The sequence below is a fragment of the Kitasatospora sp. NPDC057738 genome (assembly GCF_042798815.1).
Classification (GTDB): domain Bacteria; phylum Actinomycetota; class Actinomycetes; order Streptomycetales; family Streptomycetaceae; genus Kitasatospora; species Kitasatospora lactacystinica.
This window is the reverse complement of record NZ_JBHVJT010000042.1, coordinates 1-16,221: the sequence shown is the minus strand read 5'-3', so window position 1 is coordinate 16,221 and position 16,221 is coordinate 1. Positions and strand designations below refer to the sequence as shown.

General features: G+C 74.1%; 12 protein-coding genes. 8 read left to right on the top strand and 4 right to left on the bottom strand.

Translation table 11 applies throughout. The features are described 5' to 3' along the window. Positions 1 to 143: 143 nt before the first annotated feature. The 4 genes from ACFVGO_RS22605 to ACFVGO_RS22590 all read left to right on the top strand — a co-directional run bounded on the left by ACFVGO_RS22605 (position 144) and on the right by ACFVGO_RS22590 (position 6,373). The gene (locus tag ACFVGO_RS22605) at positions 144 to 1,007 is read left to right on the top strand and encodes a helix-turn-helix domain-containing protein (protein ID WP_380355048.1); all 864 of its coding nucleotides are present in this window, start codon (positions 144 to 146) and stop codon (positions 1,005 to 1,007) included. A gap of 177 nt (positions 1,008 to 1,184) precedes the next feature. Further along, positions 1,185 to 2,267 (top strand): LLM class flavin-dependent oxidoreductase, encoded by a 1,083-nt coding sequence (locus ACFVGO_RS22600; RefSeq protein WP_380355045.1) that lies wholly within the window; start codon positions 1,185 to 1,187, stop codon positions 2,265 to 2,267. A 17-nt stretch (positions 2,268 to 2,284) separates the two neighbouring features. Then, positions 2,285 to 2,908 (top strand): CE1759 family FMN reductase, encoded by a 624-nt coding sequence (locus ACFVGO_RS22595; protein WP_380355042.1) that lies wholly within the window; start codon positions 2,285 to 2,287, stop codon positions 2,906 to 2,908. A 777-nt stretch (positions 2,909 to 3,685) separates the two neighbouring features. Beyond that, on the top strand, positions 3,686 to 6,373 hold the full coding sequence (locus tag ACFVGO_RS22590) for a LuxR C-terminal-related transcriptional regulator (protein WP_380633625.1): 2,688 nt from the start codon (positions 3,686 to 3,688) through the stop codon (positions 6,371 to 6,373). 146 nt (positions 6,374 to 6,519) lie between these two features. Here the strand turns inward: ACFVGO_RS22590 and ACFVGO_RS22585 are convergent, their stop codons facing one another. The 4 genes from ACFVGO_RS22585 to ACFVGO_RS22570 form a co-directional block, all read right to left on the bottom strand. Beyond that, positions 6,520 to 7,458, bottom strand: a complete 939-nt coding sequence (locus tag ACFVGO_RS22585; protein WP_380633623.1) for an aegerolysin family protein — start codon at positions 7,456 to 7,458, stop codon at positions 6,520 to 6,522. Between the two features lie 101 nt (positions 7,459 to 7,559). Beyond that, positions 7,560 to 7,868, bottom strand: coding sequence for a hypothetical protein (locus tag ACFVGO_RS22580; protein WP_359905522.1), 309 nt, complete (start codon positions 7,866 to 7,868; stop codon positions 7,560 to 7,562). A 245-nt stretch (positions 7,869 to 8,113) separates the two neighbouring features. Further along, positions 8,114 to 9,073: an aldo/keto reductase gene (locus ACFVGO_RS22575; RefSeq protein WP_380633620.1), complete on the bottom strand. Its 960-nt coding sequence runs from the start codon at positions 9,071 to 9,073 to the stop codon at positions 8,114 to 8,116. Between the two features lie 162 nt (positions 9,074 to 9,235). Beyond that, entirely contained in the window at positions 9,236 to 10,300 is a 1,065-nt protein-coding gene (locus ACFVGO_RS22570) for a YncE family protein (RefSeq protein WP_380633618.1), read from the bottom strand. A 144-nt stretch (positions 10,301 to 10,444) separates the two neighbouring features. Between ACFVGO_RS22570 and ACFVGO_RS22565 the strand changes: the two genes are divergently transcribed. The 4 genes from ACFVGO_RS22565 (at position 10,445) to ACFVGO_RS22550 (ending at position 16,055) form a co-directional block, all read left to right on the top strand. Then, a complete protein-coding gene (locus tag ACFVGO_RS22565; RefSeq protein ID WP_380633616.1) occupies positions 10,445 to 11,353 on the top strand; it encodes a LysR family transcriptional regulator in 909 nt (302 codons plus the stop codon). 114 nt (positions 11,354 to 11,467) lie between these two features. Beyond that, positions 11,468 to 11,926 carry a hypothetical protein gene (locus ACFVGO_RS22560; protein WP_380633614.1) on the top strand — a complete coding sequence of 153 codons (459 nt, stop codon included), beginning with the start codon at positions 11,468 to 11,470 and terminating at the stop codon, positions 11,924 to 11,926. Positions 11,927 to 12,074: 148 nt separating this feature from the next. Beyond that, the gene (locus ACFVGO_RS22555) at positions 12,075 to 13,763 is read left to right on the top strand and encodes a multicopper oxidase family protein (RefSeq protein ID WP_380633612.1); all 1,689 of its coding nucleotides are present in this window, start codon (positions 12,075 to 12,077) and stop codon (positions 13,761 to 13,763) included. Positions 13,764 to 14,033: 270 nt separating this feature from the next. Then, positions 14,034 to 16,055, top strand: coding sequence for an amino acid transporter (locus ACFVGO_RS22550; RefSeq protein WP_380633610.1), 2,022 nt, complete (start codon positions 14,034 to 14,036; stop codon positions 16,053 to 16,055). The last annotated feature ends 166 nt before the right edge of the window (positions 16,056 to 16,221 follow it).

The following is a 16,221-nucleotide window of genomic DNA, read 5'->3' as shown; positions in this document are numbered from 1 at the left end:
TGGCGCCAGAAGAACGTCCTCCCCTGAGCGCCCCGTTGCCGGCCCCGCCGCCCCGCCGTCCGGCGAGCCGCCCCCGCCGGCATCCGCACAGCACCACCTCCAACCGGTCGGAGTCCCCCGTGAACCAGTCGGGTCCCTCGCCCATGCTCGAAACCCCCGCGCCCGAAGCCGAAACCCACCTGCTCGACCAGGCCGCCCGCGGCGGGGGCAACGGCTGCATCGACATCCTCTCCCCGCCGCCCGGAACCGATCCCGAGGACTGTCTCTACGTCGCCCTGCACGTCCACGGTGCGGCCTCCGTCCGACGCGGCGGTGTCAGCAGCGTGCTGGCGCCGGGGGACCTGCTGATCAGCGCCACCCCGTACCCGGCGGGCCTGTTGCAGGACTCCGAGTGCCGGATGGTCCGCTTCCGTGTCCCCTGCTTCTACCTGGACGTCCGGCAGGGCGATGTCCGGCGCGCGGGTGGGCTGGTGGCGCGCGGGAACAAGGGGATCGGTTCGCTCGCGTTCCAGTTCCTCCACGCCCTGGCCACCCAGGCGCGGGACCACCGGGCCCGGCCGGACCACCTCCTCGCGCTCAGCGCCTCCGACATCGTCGCCGTCCTGGTGGCCGAGCTGCTCGACCGGAAGGACCCGGAGCACCCCAACGGCGCGGCCGAGCTGCTGTCCCGGATCCGCGTCCACATCGAGCAGAACCTCGCCGACCCGAACCTCTCGCCCGGATCGATCGCCCGCTCGCAGCACATCTCGGTGCGCTACCTCCACAAGCTCTTCCAGCAGGACGGAATGACCGTGGGCCAGTGGGTGCGACGGCGTCGGCTGGACGCCTGCCGTCGGGAACTGGGGCGCCCGTCCCGTCGGCAGGCCAGTGTGGCCGCCGTCGCGCACCGCTGGGGCTTCGTCAGCCACTCCCATTTCAGCCGGGCGTTCCGCGACGCCTTCGGAATCTCGCCCCGTGAGTGGCAGGCCTACGCCGCCCGGACCGAGGGCAGCCACCCCGCGTCCTGATCGCGGACGGCCGCGGTCGGGGGAGCGCGGCCGTCCGAACCGGGCCTGCCGGCCGCTTCAGTGCGCTGCAGGGCCACTGGTCATGCGCTGCGGAAGTCCTTCGCGCACCGCCGGTTGCCTAGGTTTCGCCGGGTGGCCCCGTCGGGCCGCGATCAGTCAGTGGAAAGGCAACAGCCCATGCAGTTCGGGATATTCAGCGTCGGCGACGTGACGGTCGATCCGACCACGGGACGGGCGCCGAGCGAGCGCGAGCGGATCAAGGCGATGCTGGCGATCGCGCTCAAGGCCGAGGAGGTCGGCCTGGACGTCTTCGCCATGGGCGAGCACCACAACCCGCCGTTCGTCCCGTCCTCGCCGACGACCATGCTCGGCTGGATCGCCGCGAAGACCGAGCGGATCGTCCTGTCCACCGCGACCACGCTGATCACCACCAACGACCCGGTGAAGATCGCCGAGGACTACGCGATGCTGCAGCACGTCGCGGACGGCCGCGTCGACCTGATGCTCGGGCGCGGGAACACCGGTCCGGTCTACCCGTGGTTCGGCCAGGACATCCGCCAGGGCATCCCGCTCGCGGTCGAGAACTACGCGCTGCTGCACCGGCTCTGGCGCGAGGACGTGGTCGACTGGGAAGGCCGCTTCCGCACCCCGCTGCAGGGCTTCACCGCCACGCCGCGCCCGCTGGACGGCGTGCCGCCGTTCGTCTGGCACGGCTCGATCCGCAGCCCCGAGATCGCCGAGCAGGCCGCCTACTACGGCGACGGCTTCTTCCACAACAACATCTTCTGGCCGCAGGAGCACACCCGGCGGATGATCGAGCTCTACCGCGAGCGCTACGCGCACCACGGCCACGGCACGCCCGAGCAGGCCATCGTCGGCCTCGGCGGGCAGGTGTTCATGCGGAAGAACTCCCAGGACGCGGTGCGCGAGTTCCGTCCGTACTTCGACAACGCGCCGGTGTACGGGCACGGGCCCTCGCTGGAGGAGTTCACCGAGCAGACCCCGCTGACCGTGGGCAGCCCCCAGGAGGTCATCGAGCGCACCCTCGGCTTCCGCGAGGCCGTCGGCGACTACCAGCGCCAGCTGTTCCTGATGGACCACGCCGGCCTGCCGCTGAAGACGGTGCTGGAGCAGCTCGACATCCTCGGCGAGGAGGTCGTGCCCGTGCTGCGCGAGGAGTTCGCCAAGGGCCGGCCCGCGACCGTCCCCGACGCCCCCACCCACGCCACGCTCCGGGACACCGTCCCCGCCGCCTCCTGACCAGGATGGAGTCCCCCATGGAACCGAACTCGCCGATCACCCTCGCCGTGATCTCGGGCGGGCTCAGCCTGCCCTCCTCCACCCGCCTGCTGGCGGACCGCCTCGCCGAGGCCACCTCCGCCCACCTGGCCGACACCGGCCGTGAAGTCCGGGTGCGCCTGCACGAGTTGCGCCCGCTGGCCACCCCCATCGCGCACCACCTGCTCTCCGGCTTCCCCTCGCAGGCACTCGGCGACGTCCTGGAGGAGGTGGGCACGGCCCACGCGCTGATCGCCGTGTCCCCGATCTTCTCCGCGTCCTACAGCGGCCTGTTCAAGTCGTTCTTCGACCTGCTCGACCCCGGAGCCCTGGCGGGCAAGCCGGTGCTGATCGGCGCGACCGGCGGCACCGCGCGCCACTCGCTGGCCCTGGAGCACGCGCTGCGCCCGCTCTTCGCCTACCAGCGCGCCTTGGTGGCCCCGACGGCCGTCTTCGCGGCCTCCGAGGACTGGGGCGGGGCGGGTGACGCGCGCACCGACAGCCTGCCGGCGCGGATCGAACGGGCCGGGGGAGAGCTCGCTGCGCTGACCCTCGCGGCTCTGGCGAATCCGCGGCCCGCCGACCGGCCGGCGGTGACGCCCTCCGCGCTCGGCTTCCACTGACCCGACGGACGCCGTTCCCCCCGCGCCTGCGAGTCGGCGCGGCCTTGCGTCCGGGGCGTCGTCGCGTCGCGCCCGCGTTGTCGCGTTCTCGTGCCCGTCGTCGTCCGACTCCCGCCGTCACCCTCGCGACGGCGGGAGCGTCGGCGCCCGGTGCGCTCCACCCGGCCGGGCCGGTCCGGGGCGCAGTCCCGGGTAGGGGGCCGGGTGGCGTCAACTCTCCGTGAGGATTGTCCGGGTGCGTCGCGACGGACTGTCGGATATCGCTTTTCCCTTTGTGGTGCTGCCCGGTGGCGGAGTGCCGATGACGGGGGACTCGTCGTGGGCGAACGGGTGAACTCCCGGTTCCCCCGGCTCTGCCGGTCCGGCGGGCGAAAGGCGGGCCGGGGGAATCGATCCGGATCGGCGCGAACCGGTGCGTGCGCCGCGGCGGTCGGGCGCGGGTGACGGTCCGCCGCCTCGGCCGCTGCCTGCGCGGGGCCGGTCCCGGATGCGGCCGGACGGGTTCGGGGTCGGTGTGCTCCGTTGTCGCGGGCGGAAAGTTCGTGCGTGAAACGTGATAAAAGCGGCTGGATCAAGCTCTGCCACAATCGTGATCGCGCCGTTTTCCGCGCGGTGAGTCGGTTCGTGTCGCTACTGGGTGAGGATCGGACCGGTAAGGGAAACGCCACGGTATTACCGCGGAAATGCGGATCCGGTGGCTGCGGGCGGCGACGTCCGGGCGGGGGAGGCGGGCCCGGGCCGGCGCCGAGGGTGGACAGGACGAAGGGACGGGATCGGATGCTCCTGGAGCGCGACGAGGTTCTTGGCATGGCTGCGACAGCGGCGGCGGCCGTACGGACGGGCAGCGGGCGCTCGGTCCTGCTCTCGGCGCCGGTGGCCGGCCGGGGGCGGACCGCCGCGTTGGAGGCGATCGTCCGGCAGCAGGCCGGCGGCGACGCCATGCGCGTCGGACGGGCGCGCGGCGTACCGGAGGAGACGGCGTTCCCGTTCGGGCTGGTCCGGCAGCTCTTCGCGGACGACGAGGCCGTTCCCTTCTCGGCGCCGGGCGGACCGGACGAACAGCGGCTGTTCCACCGGCTGGTGACGCGCCTGGCCCGGTCGGCCGCCGAGCGGCCGGCGCTGCTCGCGGTGGACGACCTCCACCACGCCGACGAGCCGTCCCGCCGCTGGATCGGCTACCTCGCCCGCCGCATCGCCGACATCCCCGTGCTGCTGGTGGCCACCGAGTGCGCCGACCGGTCCGGTCCGGCCGCCTTCCCGCCCGCCACGGGGGCGTCGGTCGCCCTGCACCCGCTCAGCGTGTCGGCGGTCATCCGCATCGCCCGAGCCGCGGGCCTCGACCAGAAGGCCGCCGCGACCTGCGTCGAGGCGGGTGCCGGCAACCCGGCCCTGGTGCGGGCGCTGGTCGCCGACCTCGGTGACGGGCCGCTCCCTCGCCCGTCGTCCGCCCGGTCGCACAGCCGCTACCGCGACACGATCGCCGACTGGCTGCGGAGGGCGGACCCCTGCCTGCGCCACGCCTGCCTCGCCCTCGTCGTCGCGGTCGAGGAGGGGATGCCGGCCGGCCCCGGCCTCCTCCGCCGGCTCTCCGGCCTCTGCACGCCCCGGCGTCCCCCGGGCGAGCGGTCGGTGCGCCGCCTGAGCAGGCTGCTGAGCCATCCCCTCGCGAGGGAGGCCGTGCTCGCCGCCGCCGAACCGGAGGAGGTCGCCGAGCTGCACACGCGCATGGCGGAACTGCTCGACGAGAGCGGTGCGCCGGCGACGGCCGTGGCCTCCCGGCTCCTGCGGGTGGACCGGCCCAGCGAGGTGTGGATGGCCCGTTCGCTGGCCGACGCCGCCGAGGAGGCCATGCGCGTCGGCCAGGTCGCGGAGTCCGCCGCGTATCTGCGCCACGCGCTGAGCGGCCCGCTCGATCCCGACCGGCGTGCCGCCCTCTGCCTGCGCCTCGGCGCCCTGGAGCTTCCGAACAACGCGACCGCCGGCATCCGCAGGCTCCACACCGGGCTGGAACTGCACACCGATCTGCGGGAACGGGCGACCGCGGCGACCGCCCTGAGCGCCGCCCTCGTCGCGGGCCGGGATCCCGACACCGCGCTGCGGGTCCTTCACCAGGTGAGCCGTGCCGCCGACGACGACGAGCTCGTCCAGGTGCTGCAGGCCCTCGGCGCGCTCGTCTCCTCCCACGACGGCGACGCCTGGCGCGGCGCCGTCGCGGGCCTGCGCGCGCTGGCCCCGACGGTGCCCCCGGCCATCGAGCCGCTGGTGTGCGGACTGATCACCGAGTACGAAGCCGGGGCCGGCCTCCGCTCGGCGGCCGAGGTGCTCGCCCGGGTCCGGCCGCGCCTGGCGGTGCCGGTGGACCCGCGGCTGCGGACCGCCTGGCTCGGCAGCGCGGCCACCCTGCTGCAGTGGGCGGACCGCCTGGACGAGGCGCGTGAGCTGACCGGCCTGTGCCTGCCCGTCCCGCCCGTCCCCCCGGACCTGACGGACGTGGGTCTGCAGTGTCTGCTCAGCGTCCGGGCCGAGGCGGCGCTCTGGGCGGGGGAGTTCGACCGCGTCATCGCGGAGAACGCCGCCCTGGTGGCGGCGACCGCGGGGCAGGGCGTGCGACTGCCGCATCTGGCGGCCATGGTGGCGACGGCCCTGTGCGAGACGGGCCGGCGCGCCGGGGCGTGGGACGCCGTGGCCCTCGCCGGCCCGTCCGGCAGCGACAAGTCCTGGGAGTGGAACGAACTCGGCTACACCCGCGCCCTGCTGCACGCGGCGGACGGCGACTGGCAGGCCGCCCTCGACGACTACCTGCGCTGCGGAGCCGGCCAGAGCGCCCGTGACTTCGTCAGTCCGGTCGCCACGCCGTGGCGTTCCGGGGCGGCGCTCGCCCTGGTGCGGCTCGGGCGGCGGGAGGAGGCGCGCGAACTCGCCGAGGAGGAGCTGCGCCACGCCCGGACCTGGGGCACCGCGCGCACCGTCGGCCGGGCGCTGCGGGCGTACGCCGCGACCGTGGGCGGCAGGCTGGCCCTGTGTTCGCTGACCGAGGGCGCCGAACTGCTCAGGCCGGGTTCCGCTCCCGTGGAACTCGTGGAGGTGCTGGTCGATCTCGGCCGGGCCCACCTCGAAGCGGGCAACGGCCGCAAGGGGCGCGACACGCTGCGCGAGGCGCACGCCGTGGCCCGGCGGCTGGCCGCACCCGTTCCGGAGGCCGGGGGGCCGGCCGCCGTCGGCCGTCTCCTCGGCCTGACGCAGGAGGCGTTGCGCGAGGGCGGGGTGCGGAACAGGGACGGCGGACACGCCCTGACCCCCGCCGAACGGCGCGTGGCCGAACTGGCGGCGGCGGGGCACACCAACGCCCAGATCTCCTCCGCGCTCTGCCTCACCCGCCGCACCGTGGAGACGCACCTCACCAACGCCTACCGGAAGCTGCGGATCGCCCGGCGCACCCAGCTGGTGGCGGTGTTGGAGCGGTAGCGAACGAGCGAACGAGCGAACGAGCGACCGGGGCCGGGGCCGGGGGCCGGGCCCGGACCCGCGGCGGGCCGGGGAGCGCGCCGCCCCCGCCCGGGGTGCGGATGCACCCGGCCCGGACGGGGGCGGCGCCGGTTCATGCGGCGCGATCAGGACTTCGACAGGGTGAAGGAGACCGCGGCGTTGTCACCGCCGCCCCCCTGCCAGGTGCACTTGTACCCGGCCGGGGCCTCGCAGCTGTAGCTGTTGCTGCCGGTGTAGGGGTTGTTCCAGTGCACCTTCACCTTGTTCTGCTCCCCGAGCACGTCGAAGGTGACGTCGCCCTCCGTGCCGGTCATGAAGCCGTCCGACTCGCTCGCCCACTTCGCGGTGATGCCGGACTGGACCATGGACGGGGGCATCCCGCCGTCCGACCAGATCCCCCACTGCAGGCTCGCACCGGAGCGGGTGAGCAGCTTGCCGGAGTTGTTGGTCAGGTTGACGGACGTGCTCCGGGCGGCGGAGAGGAGGCTGGGCGACTCCGCGGCGGCCGGGGACGAGGCGGCCAGGGACGCGCGCCCGATGCTGAACGTCACCGAGGTGTTGTCCCCGCTGCCACCGCTCCGGGAGCAGGTGTACCCGTACGGGACGGAGCAGCTGTAGTCGTTGCTGCCCCAGTAGGGGTTGTTCCAGTGCAGCTTGACCTCGCCGCCGTCGGCGAGCGTGTAGGTGATGTTCCCCTCGGTCCCGGTCGCGAAGCCGCAGGACTCGCTCTGCCAGCTGGCCGACTTGGTGTTGGGGACGTAGTCGGACGGCAGCATGTCGTTCGTCCAGCAGCCGTGGTCGAGCTTCTCCCACGTCTTGGTCAGGCCGGACCCGCTGTTGTTGGAGAGGGTGACCTTCGTTGAACGGTCCGCGGTGATCCGCGGCACGCTCGCCGACTCGCTCTCGGCGGCCGGGCGCTGCGCCGCGGACGCCTGCGGCCCGGTCTGTCCGGCCGCGGCCTGGGCGGACGGGGCGAGGGCGACCGCTCCGGCCGCCATCAGCAGGGCGGTGAGGGCGCCGGCGGCCGTGCGGCCCAGACCGGTGATGGACGTCGTACGCTGCATGGGTCTACCAACTCTCTTCGAGGCCGGGCGAGCGGACGTGTCTCACGCTCGCCTTGTTTCCATCCGGAGGGCGTCACGGCTCGATGCCGGCGCCGGGGGACTCACTGGATGTAGAGGTCCCACCGGTACGCGCCGTCGACCACGACCTGCTCGATCTTGTCCTTGATGGCGCTTCCGAGGCCGTAGAGCACCCAGTAGGCCGCCTGCGCCGCGACGAAGGAGTCGTACCGGCCGGCGTAGCGCCAGATCTCGATCGCCTGCGTCGAGGCGCCTTCCTGGACGGCGGGCGTCGCGGCGGCGTGCGCCGGGGCGGGGGAGGCCGCGGCGGCGTAGGCCTGGGCGGTGCCGCCGACGAGAACCGCGGCGGCGAGAGCGGCGCAGAGCGAAGCCGCGCGAATTCGCCTGTTCATGACAAGTCCCTCCTGGTGTTCCACGTGAACGGCCGGTCACCCGTGGCGGATCGGTCCCGCCCCGGCCCGGCCGTGGGGTGCGGTGGTGGTCACAGACTGGCACGCGACCGCCACGCTCGGGCATCGTGGAAAACCGCGAACTTGGCACGGAGCGCGCCACGCCCACGGGTGCGGACGGGGCGCGGGTCGGTCGGCGCGGGCCGGGGCCTGTCCCGCACGACAGGCCCCGACGGCGGGGCGGAGGGTCAGGCCGCGGTGTCCAGCCGCCGGCGCTGCTCCTCGTCGAGAACGAGGTCCAACGCGGCCAGGCTCTCGTCCAGTTGGGCGACGGAGCCGACGCCGAGCACCGGCACGGTCGGCACGGGGTGGCCGATCAGCCAGGCGAGCACCACCTGGTTGACGGTGGCGCCGGTCTCCTCGGCCACCTCCGCCAGCGCGGCCAGCTGCGCCCGCGCCGCCGGCCACCCGTACTGCTCGGGCAGTGGCCGGTCGGGGCGGCAGTACGAGCCGCCGAGCAGCGGGGAGTAGGCGAGCAGCGTCAGCGCCGGCCGGGCCGCGAGGTGGGAGAGCAGGGCCTCGTCGGCGTGCCGCTGGATGCCGAAGTCCGCGCCGGGGCGCGGCCGCAGATAGCTGTGGCGCTGCTGGACGCACCGGTAGCCGGGCCAACCCCGTTCGGCGGCGAGGTCGTTGGCGGCGGCCAGGTCGGCGGCGCGGTGGTTGCTGCAGCCCAGGGCGGCGACCTTGCCGTCGGCGACCAGCCCGGCGAAGGCGCCCATGGTCTCTTCGAGCGGCGTCGCCGGGTCGGTCACGTGCGCGTAGTACAGGTCCAGCCGGTCGGTGCCGAGGCGGCGCAGGCTGCCCTCCGCGGCCTCGCGCAGCGCGCGGGCGGACAGGCCCTCGACGTGTTCGGGGAAGGGCAGCCCGGGCACCGGGCGGGCGCCGGCCTTGGTGGCGAGCACCAGGTCGTCGCGGTTGCCGCGCCGGGCCAGCCAGCGGCCGAGCAGTTCCTCGCTCTCGTAGCCGTTCGCGCCGGGCGCCCAGAAGGCGTAGTTGTTCGAGGTGTCGATGAACGTTCCGCCGGCTTCGGTGAACCGGTCGAGGATCGCCGTCGCGGTCCGTTCGTCGACGGTCGTGCCGAAGGTCATCGTGCCGAGACAGAGCGCACTGGCGGACCGTCCGTCAGGTCCGAGGCTGCGAAAGCGCATCGGTCTTCCCTCCAGGGGTGTCGTCCAAGGGGTCGCCGGTGGTGAACCGGTCACCGGAATCATGACGCGGCGCGGCCGCCGGGCGGCCGCCGGTCCACCTCGACCGGACGGCGGCTGCCCGGCGGCCGCATCCCGGCGGTCACCTCCCGGCCGCTCGGAGGCTCACTCGGCGCGGGGGAGGTAGGCCAGGCCGTGGGCGCCCGGGTCGGCGAGCTTGGGGACGGTCAGGCGGGAGACGGGGGTGAGAGTGGCCAGGTCGATGACGTCGACGGTGGAGGAGACGACGCCGGCGACGTAGGCGAGGCCGCCGTCCGGGGAGGAGGTGATGGTGAGGGGGAAGAGGCCCACCTCGACGGAGCCGAGGCGGCGGTGGTCGTCGGCGGCGAACACGGTGAGGCGGCCCGGGAGTTGGCGCCCCAGGGCGGAGCCGGGGGCGGGGGCCGACCGGACTTCGCCGGCCAGGAGCAGGCCGGTCGAGGTGAGGTGGACCGGCAGGGCCGGGAAGTCCGTCGGGAGGACGTCCGTGACGGTCGCGGTCGGGACGTCGATGACGCGGATGCCCGGCGTCGTGGCGGGGGCGGCGGAGGTTGAGAAGTACGGGCCGGCGGCGTAGACCCGGGTGCCGTCGGGGGAGACGGCCAGGCCCTCGCTGCCGGGAACCTCCACCTTGGCGGTCAGCGTGCCCCGTTCGAGGTCCACCACCGAGACGAAGGGCGCCTCCTTGTTGGTGGCGAAGCCGGTCCGACCGTCCGGGGAGACGGCGAACCAGTGCGGGCCGGGGGCGTCGGTGTCGATCCGGCCGAGCGGGCGACGGGTCGCGGTGTCGATGACCACGACGCCGCCGGGGCGGTCCTCGCCGCCCTCCACGCTGACGTAGAGGCGGCCCCGGGCGGTGTCCAGTGCCAGCCCGTGCGGGCCGTGCTCGGGGGCGAGGTCGATCACCTCGACGATCCGGCGGGTGTCGGCGTCGATGACGGTCAGCTCGGTGCGGCGGCCGCTGTTGGCGTGGTAGTAGCCCGAGTGGTACGCGCTGCTGCACCAGAGCAGCCGCTGGGTCGGGTCGAAGCACAACTCGTGCGGCTCGGCGAGGACTTGGAGGGTGTCGAGGTGCCGGTCGGTGGCGGCGTCGAAGAACGAGACGGTCGGGCCGCTCTGGCTGACGACGGCGAGGACGTCGCCGGCGCGGGCGGCACGGGAGGCGCGGGCGGTGCGGGAGGGCTGGGACACGAGGGCTCCGAGGGGCGGTCGAGGAGTGACAGGTGATCACCTGTCACCTCCACCTTCGGGGCCCGGTGCCGGTGGGAACAATGCAAGGATCGGCATCGGATAGTTGCGCGAAACGCAAAGACACAGCTCAGGAGCGTGTGATCGATGGACCTCAACCTGCTGCGGGCCCTGGACGCCCTGCTCCAGGAGAACAGCGTGACCCGTGCGGCCGAGCGGCTCGGCACCTCGCCGGCGGCGGTCAGCCGGATGCTGGCCCGGCTCCGCCGCGCCGTCGAGGACCCGCTGCTGGTGCGCGCCGGGCAGGGACTCGTCCCGACCCCGCGGGCGCTCGAACTGCGGGAGGAGGTGGGCGCGTTGCTGCGCGGCTGCGACAGCGTGCTGCGCCCCGGCGCCGGGTTCGACCCCGTGCACCTCGACCGCACCTTCACGGTGCAGGCCGGTGAGCTGATGCTGGTGCGGACGGCCGGCGCGCTCGCCGAGCGGATGCGGGCCGAGGCGCCGCGGGTGGACGTGGTGTTCCTGCCGGAGACCCTGGAGGGCGGCCCGGCGCTGCGGCAGGGCCTGGTGGACGTCGAGCTCGGCGTGCTCGGCCACCTGGACCCCGAGGTCCGCACCCGTCGGCTGATGAGCGTCCCGCTGGTCGGTCTCGCCCGCGGCGGCCACCCGCTGTTCGACGCCCGCCGGATCACCGCCCGTCGCTTCGCCGCCGCCGACCACATCGGCGTCTCCCGGCGCGGCAAGCGCCTCGGCCCGATCGACACCGCGCTGGCCGCGCTCGGGCTGAAGCGCAGGGTGGCGGTCGTCGTGCCGAGCCACACCGGTGCGATGCTGCTGGCCCGGGACAGCGACCTGATCACCCTCGTCCCGGCGGACTGGCTGTCGGACACCATCGCCGCACTGGGCCTGCGCACCTTCCCGATCCCGCTCGAACTCGCCCCGCTGGAGCTGGGGATGGCCTGGCACCCGCGCAACGCGGCCGATCCGGGCCACCGCTGGTTCCGCGAGCACGTGGCGGCGGCGGTGCTGGGTGCGGGCCCGCACGCCACGGAGTGAACAGGAGGGCGGGCGTCGCGGCCCGGTCCGGCGCGGCCTGGCCCGGCCGACGGCGTAAGGTCGGGATACCCTGCGGGGGTACATCTGGCGGGCGTCGGGGACGGGAGGCGGAGGATGGCGCGGTTGCGGCCGTTCGGTCCGCCGGTGCCGTGGGCCCTGCGCCTGCTGCTGCTCGCCGCGCTGCTGCTCGGCGTCGTGACCATGCACACGCTCGGCCATCCGGGCGGCGGGCACGGCGGGTCCGTCGGGCACGACGGCCCGGGGATGCACGCCTCCGCGATGCACCAGTCGGGCGCCGTCCACCACAGCCCGGCCGCCGAACCCGTCCACGCCGCCGCCTCCGCCGTCGGCACCCTCGACCCCGCCGCCCCCGGCGGCATGGACCCGATGGCGGTCTGCCTCGCCGTCCTGGCCGGCTGGACCCTGGTGCTGCTCCTCACCGGCCCGCTGCTGCGCCGCAGCGGCGATGCCGCCGCCGAGGTACGGGCCCGGCTGCTGCGGGCCCTCCGCGCGCTGCCCCCGCCCGGGGGCGGGCGGATCCTCCTCACCCGGCTTTCGGTGCTGCGTCAGTAGGCGCGCGCCCGCCGTCCCGTGCCCGCGCCCGCTCGGGAGCGCCCGCGCGCACCTCCATGTGCCCGCTCGCGCCCCGCAGCGCCCGCGCACGGAACGGCCGACGCGACGCCCTGTACACACCCACCCACCGCACGAGGTGCACTCCGCCATGCGCACACCCACCCGTCGTACCGTCCTCGGCGCCGCGCTCGCCGCCGCCGGGACCGGCCTGCTCGCCGCCTGCTCCTCCGACTCCATGCAGGGCATGGACCACGCGTCCATGAACCACGGCTCCACCACCGGAGCGACCGGAGCGACCGGCCCGAGCGGCTCGGCCGGCCCGTCCGCCACCCCGGCCGGCTACCTCGCCCCGAACGGCCCCGAGGTCGCCGCGGCCGAGGCCGCGCGCAACCCCGGCCCGGAGCGCAGGATCGCGCTCACCGCCACCGAGGCCACCCTCGACCTCGGCGGCCGCACCGTCCGCAGCTGGGCGTACGGTGACCGGCTGCCCGGCCAGGAGGTGCGCGCCACCCTCGGCGACACCCTCGCCGTCACCCTGGCCAACCACCTGCCGCAGTCCACCTCGCTGCACTGGCACGGCCTCGCGCTGCGCAACGACATGGACGGCGTGCCGGGTGTGACCCAGGCCGACATCAGGCCCGGCGGCTCGTTCGAGTACCGCTTCGCGCTCTCCCACCCGGGCACGTACTGGTTCCACCCGCACTCCGGCGTCCAGCAGGACCGCGGCCTGTACGCGCCGCTGATCGTCGAGGACCCCAGGGAGCCGCTGGCCTACGACAAGGAGTGGGTCGTCGTCCTGGACGACTGGGTGGACGGCGTCGACGGCAGCACCCCGGACGCCGTCCTCGCCGAACTCGCCAAGGGCATGGGAGGGACGGACCACCCGGGCGGCTCCGGACACGACATGACGGGTATGCCGGGAATGTCGGGGATGCCGGGCCGCGACATGCCGGGGACGCCGGGGACGCCCGGGACACCCGGGACGGGAGGCGCCCCGAGCGGTGCGGCCCCCGGCCGGATGCTGATGGGCGCCCGGAGCCCGCTGCTGGGCGGTGACGCCGGCGATGTCGCGTACCCGTTCCACCTGGTCAACGGAAGGCTCGCGACCGCGCCCGAGACCTTCGCCGCCAAACCCGGCGACCGGATCCGGATCCGCCTGATCAACGCGGGCGGCGACACCGCCTACCGGGTCGCCCTCGGCGGCCACGAGCTGACCGTCACCCACACCGACGGCTTCCCGGTCGAACCGGCCACCACCCAGGCGCTGCTGCTCGGCATGGGCGAGCGCTACGACGTGCTGGTCACCGCCGGGGACGGCGTCTTCCCGCTGACCGCGCTGGCCGAGGGCAAGAACGCCACCGCCCTGGCCGTGCTGCGCACCGGCGGCGGTGCCGCCCCCGGGGCCGCCGTCCGCCCGGCCGAGCTGGACGGCCGGCTGGTCACCGCCGGGCAGCTCAGGGCGGCCCCGGGCGTGCGGCTGCCCGCCAGGGCGCCGGACCGCACGGTGAAGCTGGAGCTCACCGGGGGGATGGCGAAGGCCGACTGGGCGTTCAACGGCCGCAGGTACGACCCGGCGCAGCGCCACCCGGTGGCGGCGGGCGAGCGGGTGCGGCTGGAGTTCCGCAACAGCACCACCATGTGGCACCCCGTCCACCTGCACGGCCACAGCTTCGCGCTGCCCGGCGACGGTCCGCGCAAGGACACCGCGGTCGTGCTGCCGGGCGCGACCCTGGCCGTCGACTTCGACGCGGACAACCCGGGGCTGTGGATGGTGCACTGCCACAACGTCTACCACGCGGAGACGGGCATGATGACCGTCCTCGGCTACCGGGCCTGACCCGGGGCTCCCCCCCCCGAGGAAGGGGACGCCGGACTTGACCCCCGAAATGACCCCGAACCGGCGGAACGGTTCGGGGTCATTTCCTCCCCGGCACCCGTCCGGTCGCACCGTGCCACCCCGTGCCACCCCGGCCACCCGCGCCGACCTGCGCCGTAATGACGTTTTCTTAACGCGGCCCGATGACGGATCCTTAACGGCCGTCGCATAGCGTTTCGCACGGCCGTCGCCCGACGGCGTTTTACGGGGTCTTTAAACAAGAGGTGCAAGGTGGTTTCGTCGGGTACGACGGGGACGGCGGAGACGGACGCGCCGTCGGCGCGAATACGCCTCCGCAGCTGGCTGCTGGAGGACGTGACCGCGGAGAAGCCCGCGCAGCCGACCGCGGCGGAGGGCGGCCCGGAGGCGTCGCCCGAGGGCCCGGCGGCGGGGGACTCCGCCGGGCACGGTGCGCAGGCCGGCCAGCGCTGGTGGCGGGTGATGTGCCTGACCGGCCTGGACTACTTCTCGACGCTCGGCTACCAGCCGGGCATCGCGGCCCTCGCCGCGGGCGTGCTGTCGCCGATCGCCACCATCGTGCTGGTGGTGGTCACCCTGCTGGGCGCGCTGCCGGTCTACCGGCGGGTGGCCAAGGAGAGCCCGCACGGCGAGGGTTCGATCGCGATGCTGGAGCGGCTGCTGTCGTTCTGGAAGGGCAAGCTGTTCGTCCTCGCGCTGCTCGGCTTCGCGGCCACGGACTTCCTGATCACCATCACCCTGTCCGCCGCCGACGCGAGCGCGCACCTGGTGGAGAACCCGCACCTGACCGGCTTCCTCGGCGGCAAGCAGGTGGTGATCACGCTGGTCCTGGTGGCGCTGCTCGGCGCGGTCTTCCTCAAGGGCTTCAGCGAGGCGATCGGCCTGGCGGTGTTCCTGGTCGGGACCTACCTGGTGCTGAACGTGGTCGTGGTGGCCGTCGGCCTCTGGAAGATCATCGAGGCGCCGCATGTGGTCACCGACTGGTCGCACGCGCTGACCCTCCAGCACGGCAACCCGATCGTCATGGTCGGCGTGGCCCTGGTGACCTTCCCGAAGCTGGCGCTCGGCCTGTCCGGCTTCGAGACCGGTGTCGCCGTGATGCCGCACATCAAGGGTGACCCGACCGACACCGAGGCCGACCCGGCGGGCCGGATCCGCGGCACCCGCAAGCTGCTGACCACCTCCGCCGTGATCATGAGCTGCTTCCTGATCGCCACCAGCTTCATCACCACGCTGCTCATCCCGGCCGACCAGTTCAAGCCCGGCGGCGACGCCAACGGCCGTGCCCTGGCGTTCCTGGCGCACGAGTACCTGGGCGGCGCCTTCGGCAGCGTCTACGACCTCTCCACCATCGCGATCCTCTGGTTCGCCGGCGCCTCCGCCATGGCGGGCATGCTCAACCTGCTGCCCCGCTACCTGCCGCGCTACGGCATGGCCCCGCACTGGGCGCGCGCGGTGCGGCCGATGGTGATCGTGCTGACCCTGATCGGCTTCCTGGTCACCTGGATCTTCGACGCGAACGTGGACGCCCAGGGCGGCGCGTACGCGACCGGCGTGCTGGTGCTGATCAGCTCCGCCGCCATCGCGGTGACCATCGCCGCCTACCGCAAGCGCGAGCGCGGCTGGACCGTCGCGTTCGCGGTCATCTCGGCGATCTTCCTCTACACCACCGTGCTGAACGTGCTGGAGCGGCCGGACGGTCTGAAGATCGGTGCCTGCTTCATCGCCGGGATCATCCTGGTCTCGCTGCTCTCCCGGCTGCGCCGCGCCTTCGAGCTGCGTGTCACCAATGTGGCCATGGACGATGTGGCGGAACGTTTCATCAGGGACTACGCGCACCGCCCGCTGCGACTGATCGCCAACGAGCCGAGCCACCGCGACGTCGCCGAGTACCGCGACAAGATCCGCCAGATCCGCGCCGACAACGACATCCCCGGCGAGGACGACCTGGTCTTCGTCGAGGTGACCGTCCGCGACGCCTCCGACTTCGAGGCCGAGCTCACCGTGCGCGGAGAGGTGCTGCACGGCCGCTACCGGGTGCTCACCCTGGAGAGCTCCAGCATCCCGAACGCGCTCGCCGCGCTGGCGCTGAACATCCGGGACCGCACCGGGCAGCAGCCGCACCTCTACTTCGAGTGGACCGAGGGCAGCCCCTTCGCCCAGTTCCTGCGGTTCTTCCTGTTCGGGCAGGGCGAGGTCGCGCCGGTCACCCGCGAGGTGCTGCGCGAGGCCGAACCGGACCGCTCGCGCCGCCCGCGCGTGCACGTCGGCTGACCGGGGCCCGTCCGCCCCGTCCGACGCGCCGACGGCCCGTCCGCTCCGAGTGAGCGGGCGGGCCGTCGGCGTGTCGGACGGGAACGGTGTCGGACGGGAACGGCGTGAACGACGGACCGGCGGCCCCGCCCGGGGGGGGATGGGGGGGGGGTTGGTGGGGGGGTGA

Coding starts and splice junctions, on each gene's coding strand:
- ACFVGO_RS22595 (WP_380355042.1), top strand. CDS start 2,285: ATGGAACCGAACTCGCCGATCACCCTCGCCGTGATCTCGGGCGGGCTC.
- ACFVGO_RS22555 (WP_380633612.1), top strand. CDS start 12,075: ATGCGCACACCCACCCGTCGTACCGTCCTCGGCGCCGCGCTCGCCGCC.
- ACFVGO_RS22585 (WP_380633623.1), bottom strand. CDS start 7,458: ATGCAGCGTACGACGTCCATCACCGGTCTGGGCCGCACGGCCGCCGGC.
- ACFVGO_RS22575 (WP_380633620.1), bottom strand. CDS start 9,073: ATGCGCTTTCGCAGCCTCGGACCTGACGGACGGTCCGCCAGTGCGCTC.
- ACFVGO_RS22590 (WP_380633625.1), top strand. CDS start 3,686: ATGCTCCTGGAGCGCGACGAGGTTCTTGGCATGGCTGCGACAGCGGCG.
- ACFVGO_RS22580 (WP_359905522.1), bottom strand. CDS start 7,868: ATGAACAGGCGAATTCGCGCGGCTTCGCTCTGCGCCGCTCTCGCCGCC.
- ACFVGO_RS22565 (WP_380633616.1), top strand. CDS start 10,445: ATGGACCTCAACCTGCTGCGGGCCCTGGACGCCCTGCTCCAGGAGAAC.
- ACFVGO_RS22605 (WP_380355048.1), top strand. CDS start 144: ATGCTCGAAACCCCCGCGCCCGAAGCCGAAACCCACCTGCTCGACCAG.
- ACFVGO_RS22600 (WP_380355045.1), top strand. CDS start 1,185: ATGCAGTTCGGGATATTCAGCGTCGGCGACGTGACGGTCGATCCGACC.
- ACFVGO_RS22560 (WP_380633614.1), top strand. CDS start 11,468: ATGGCGCGGTTGCGGCCGTTCGGTCCGCCGGTGCCGTGGGCCCTGCGC.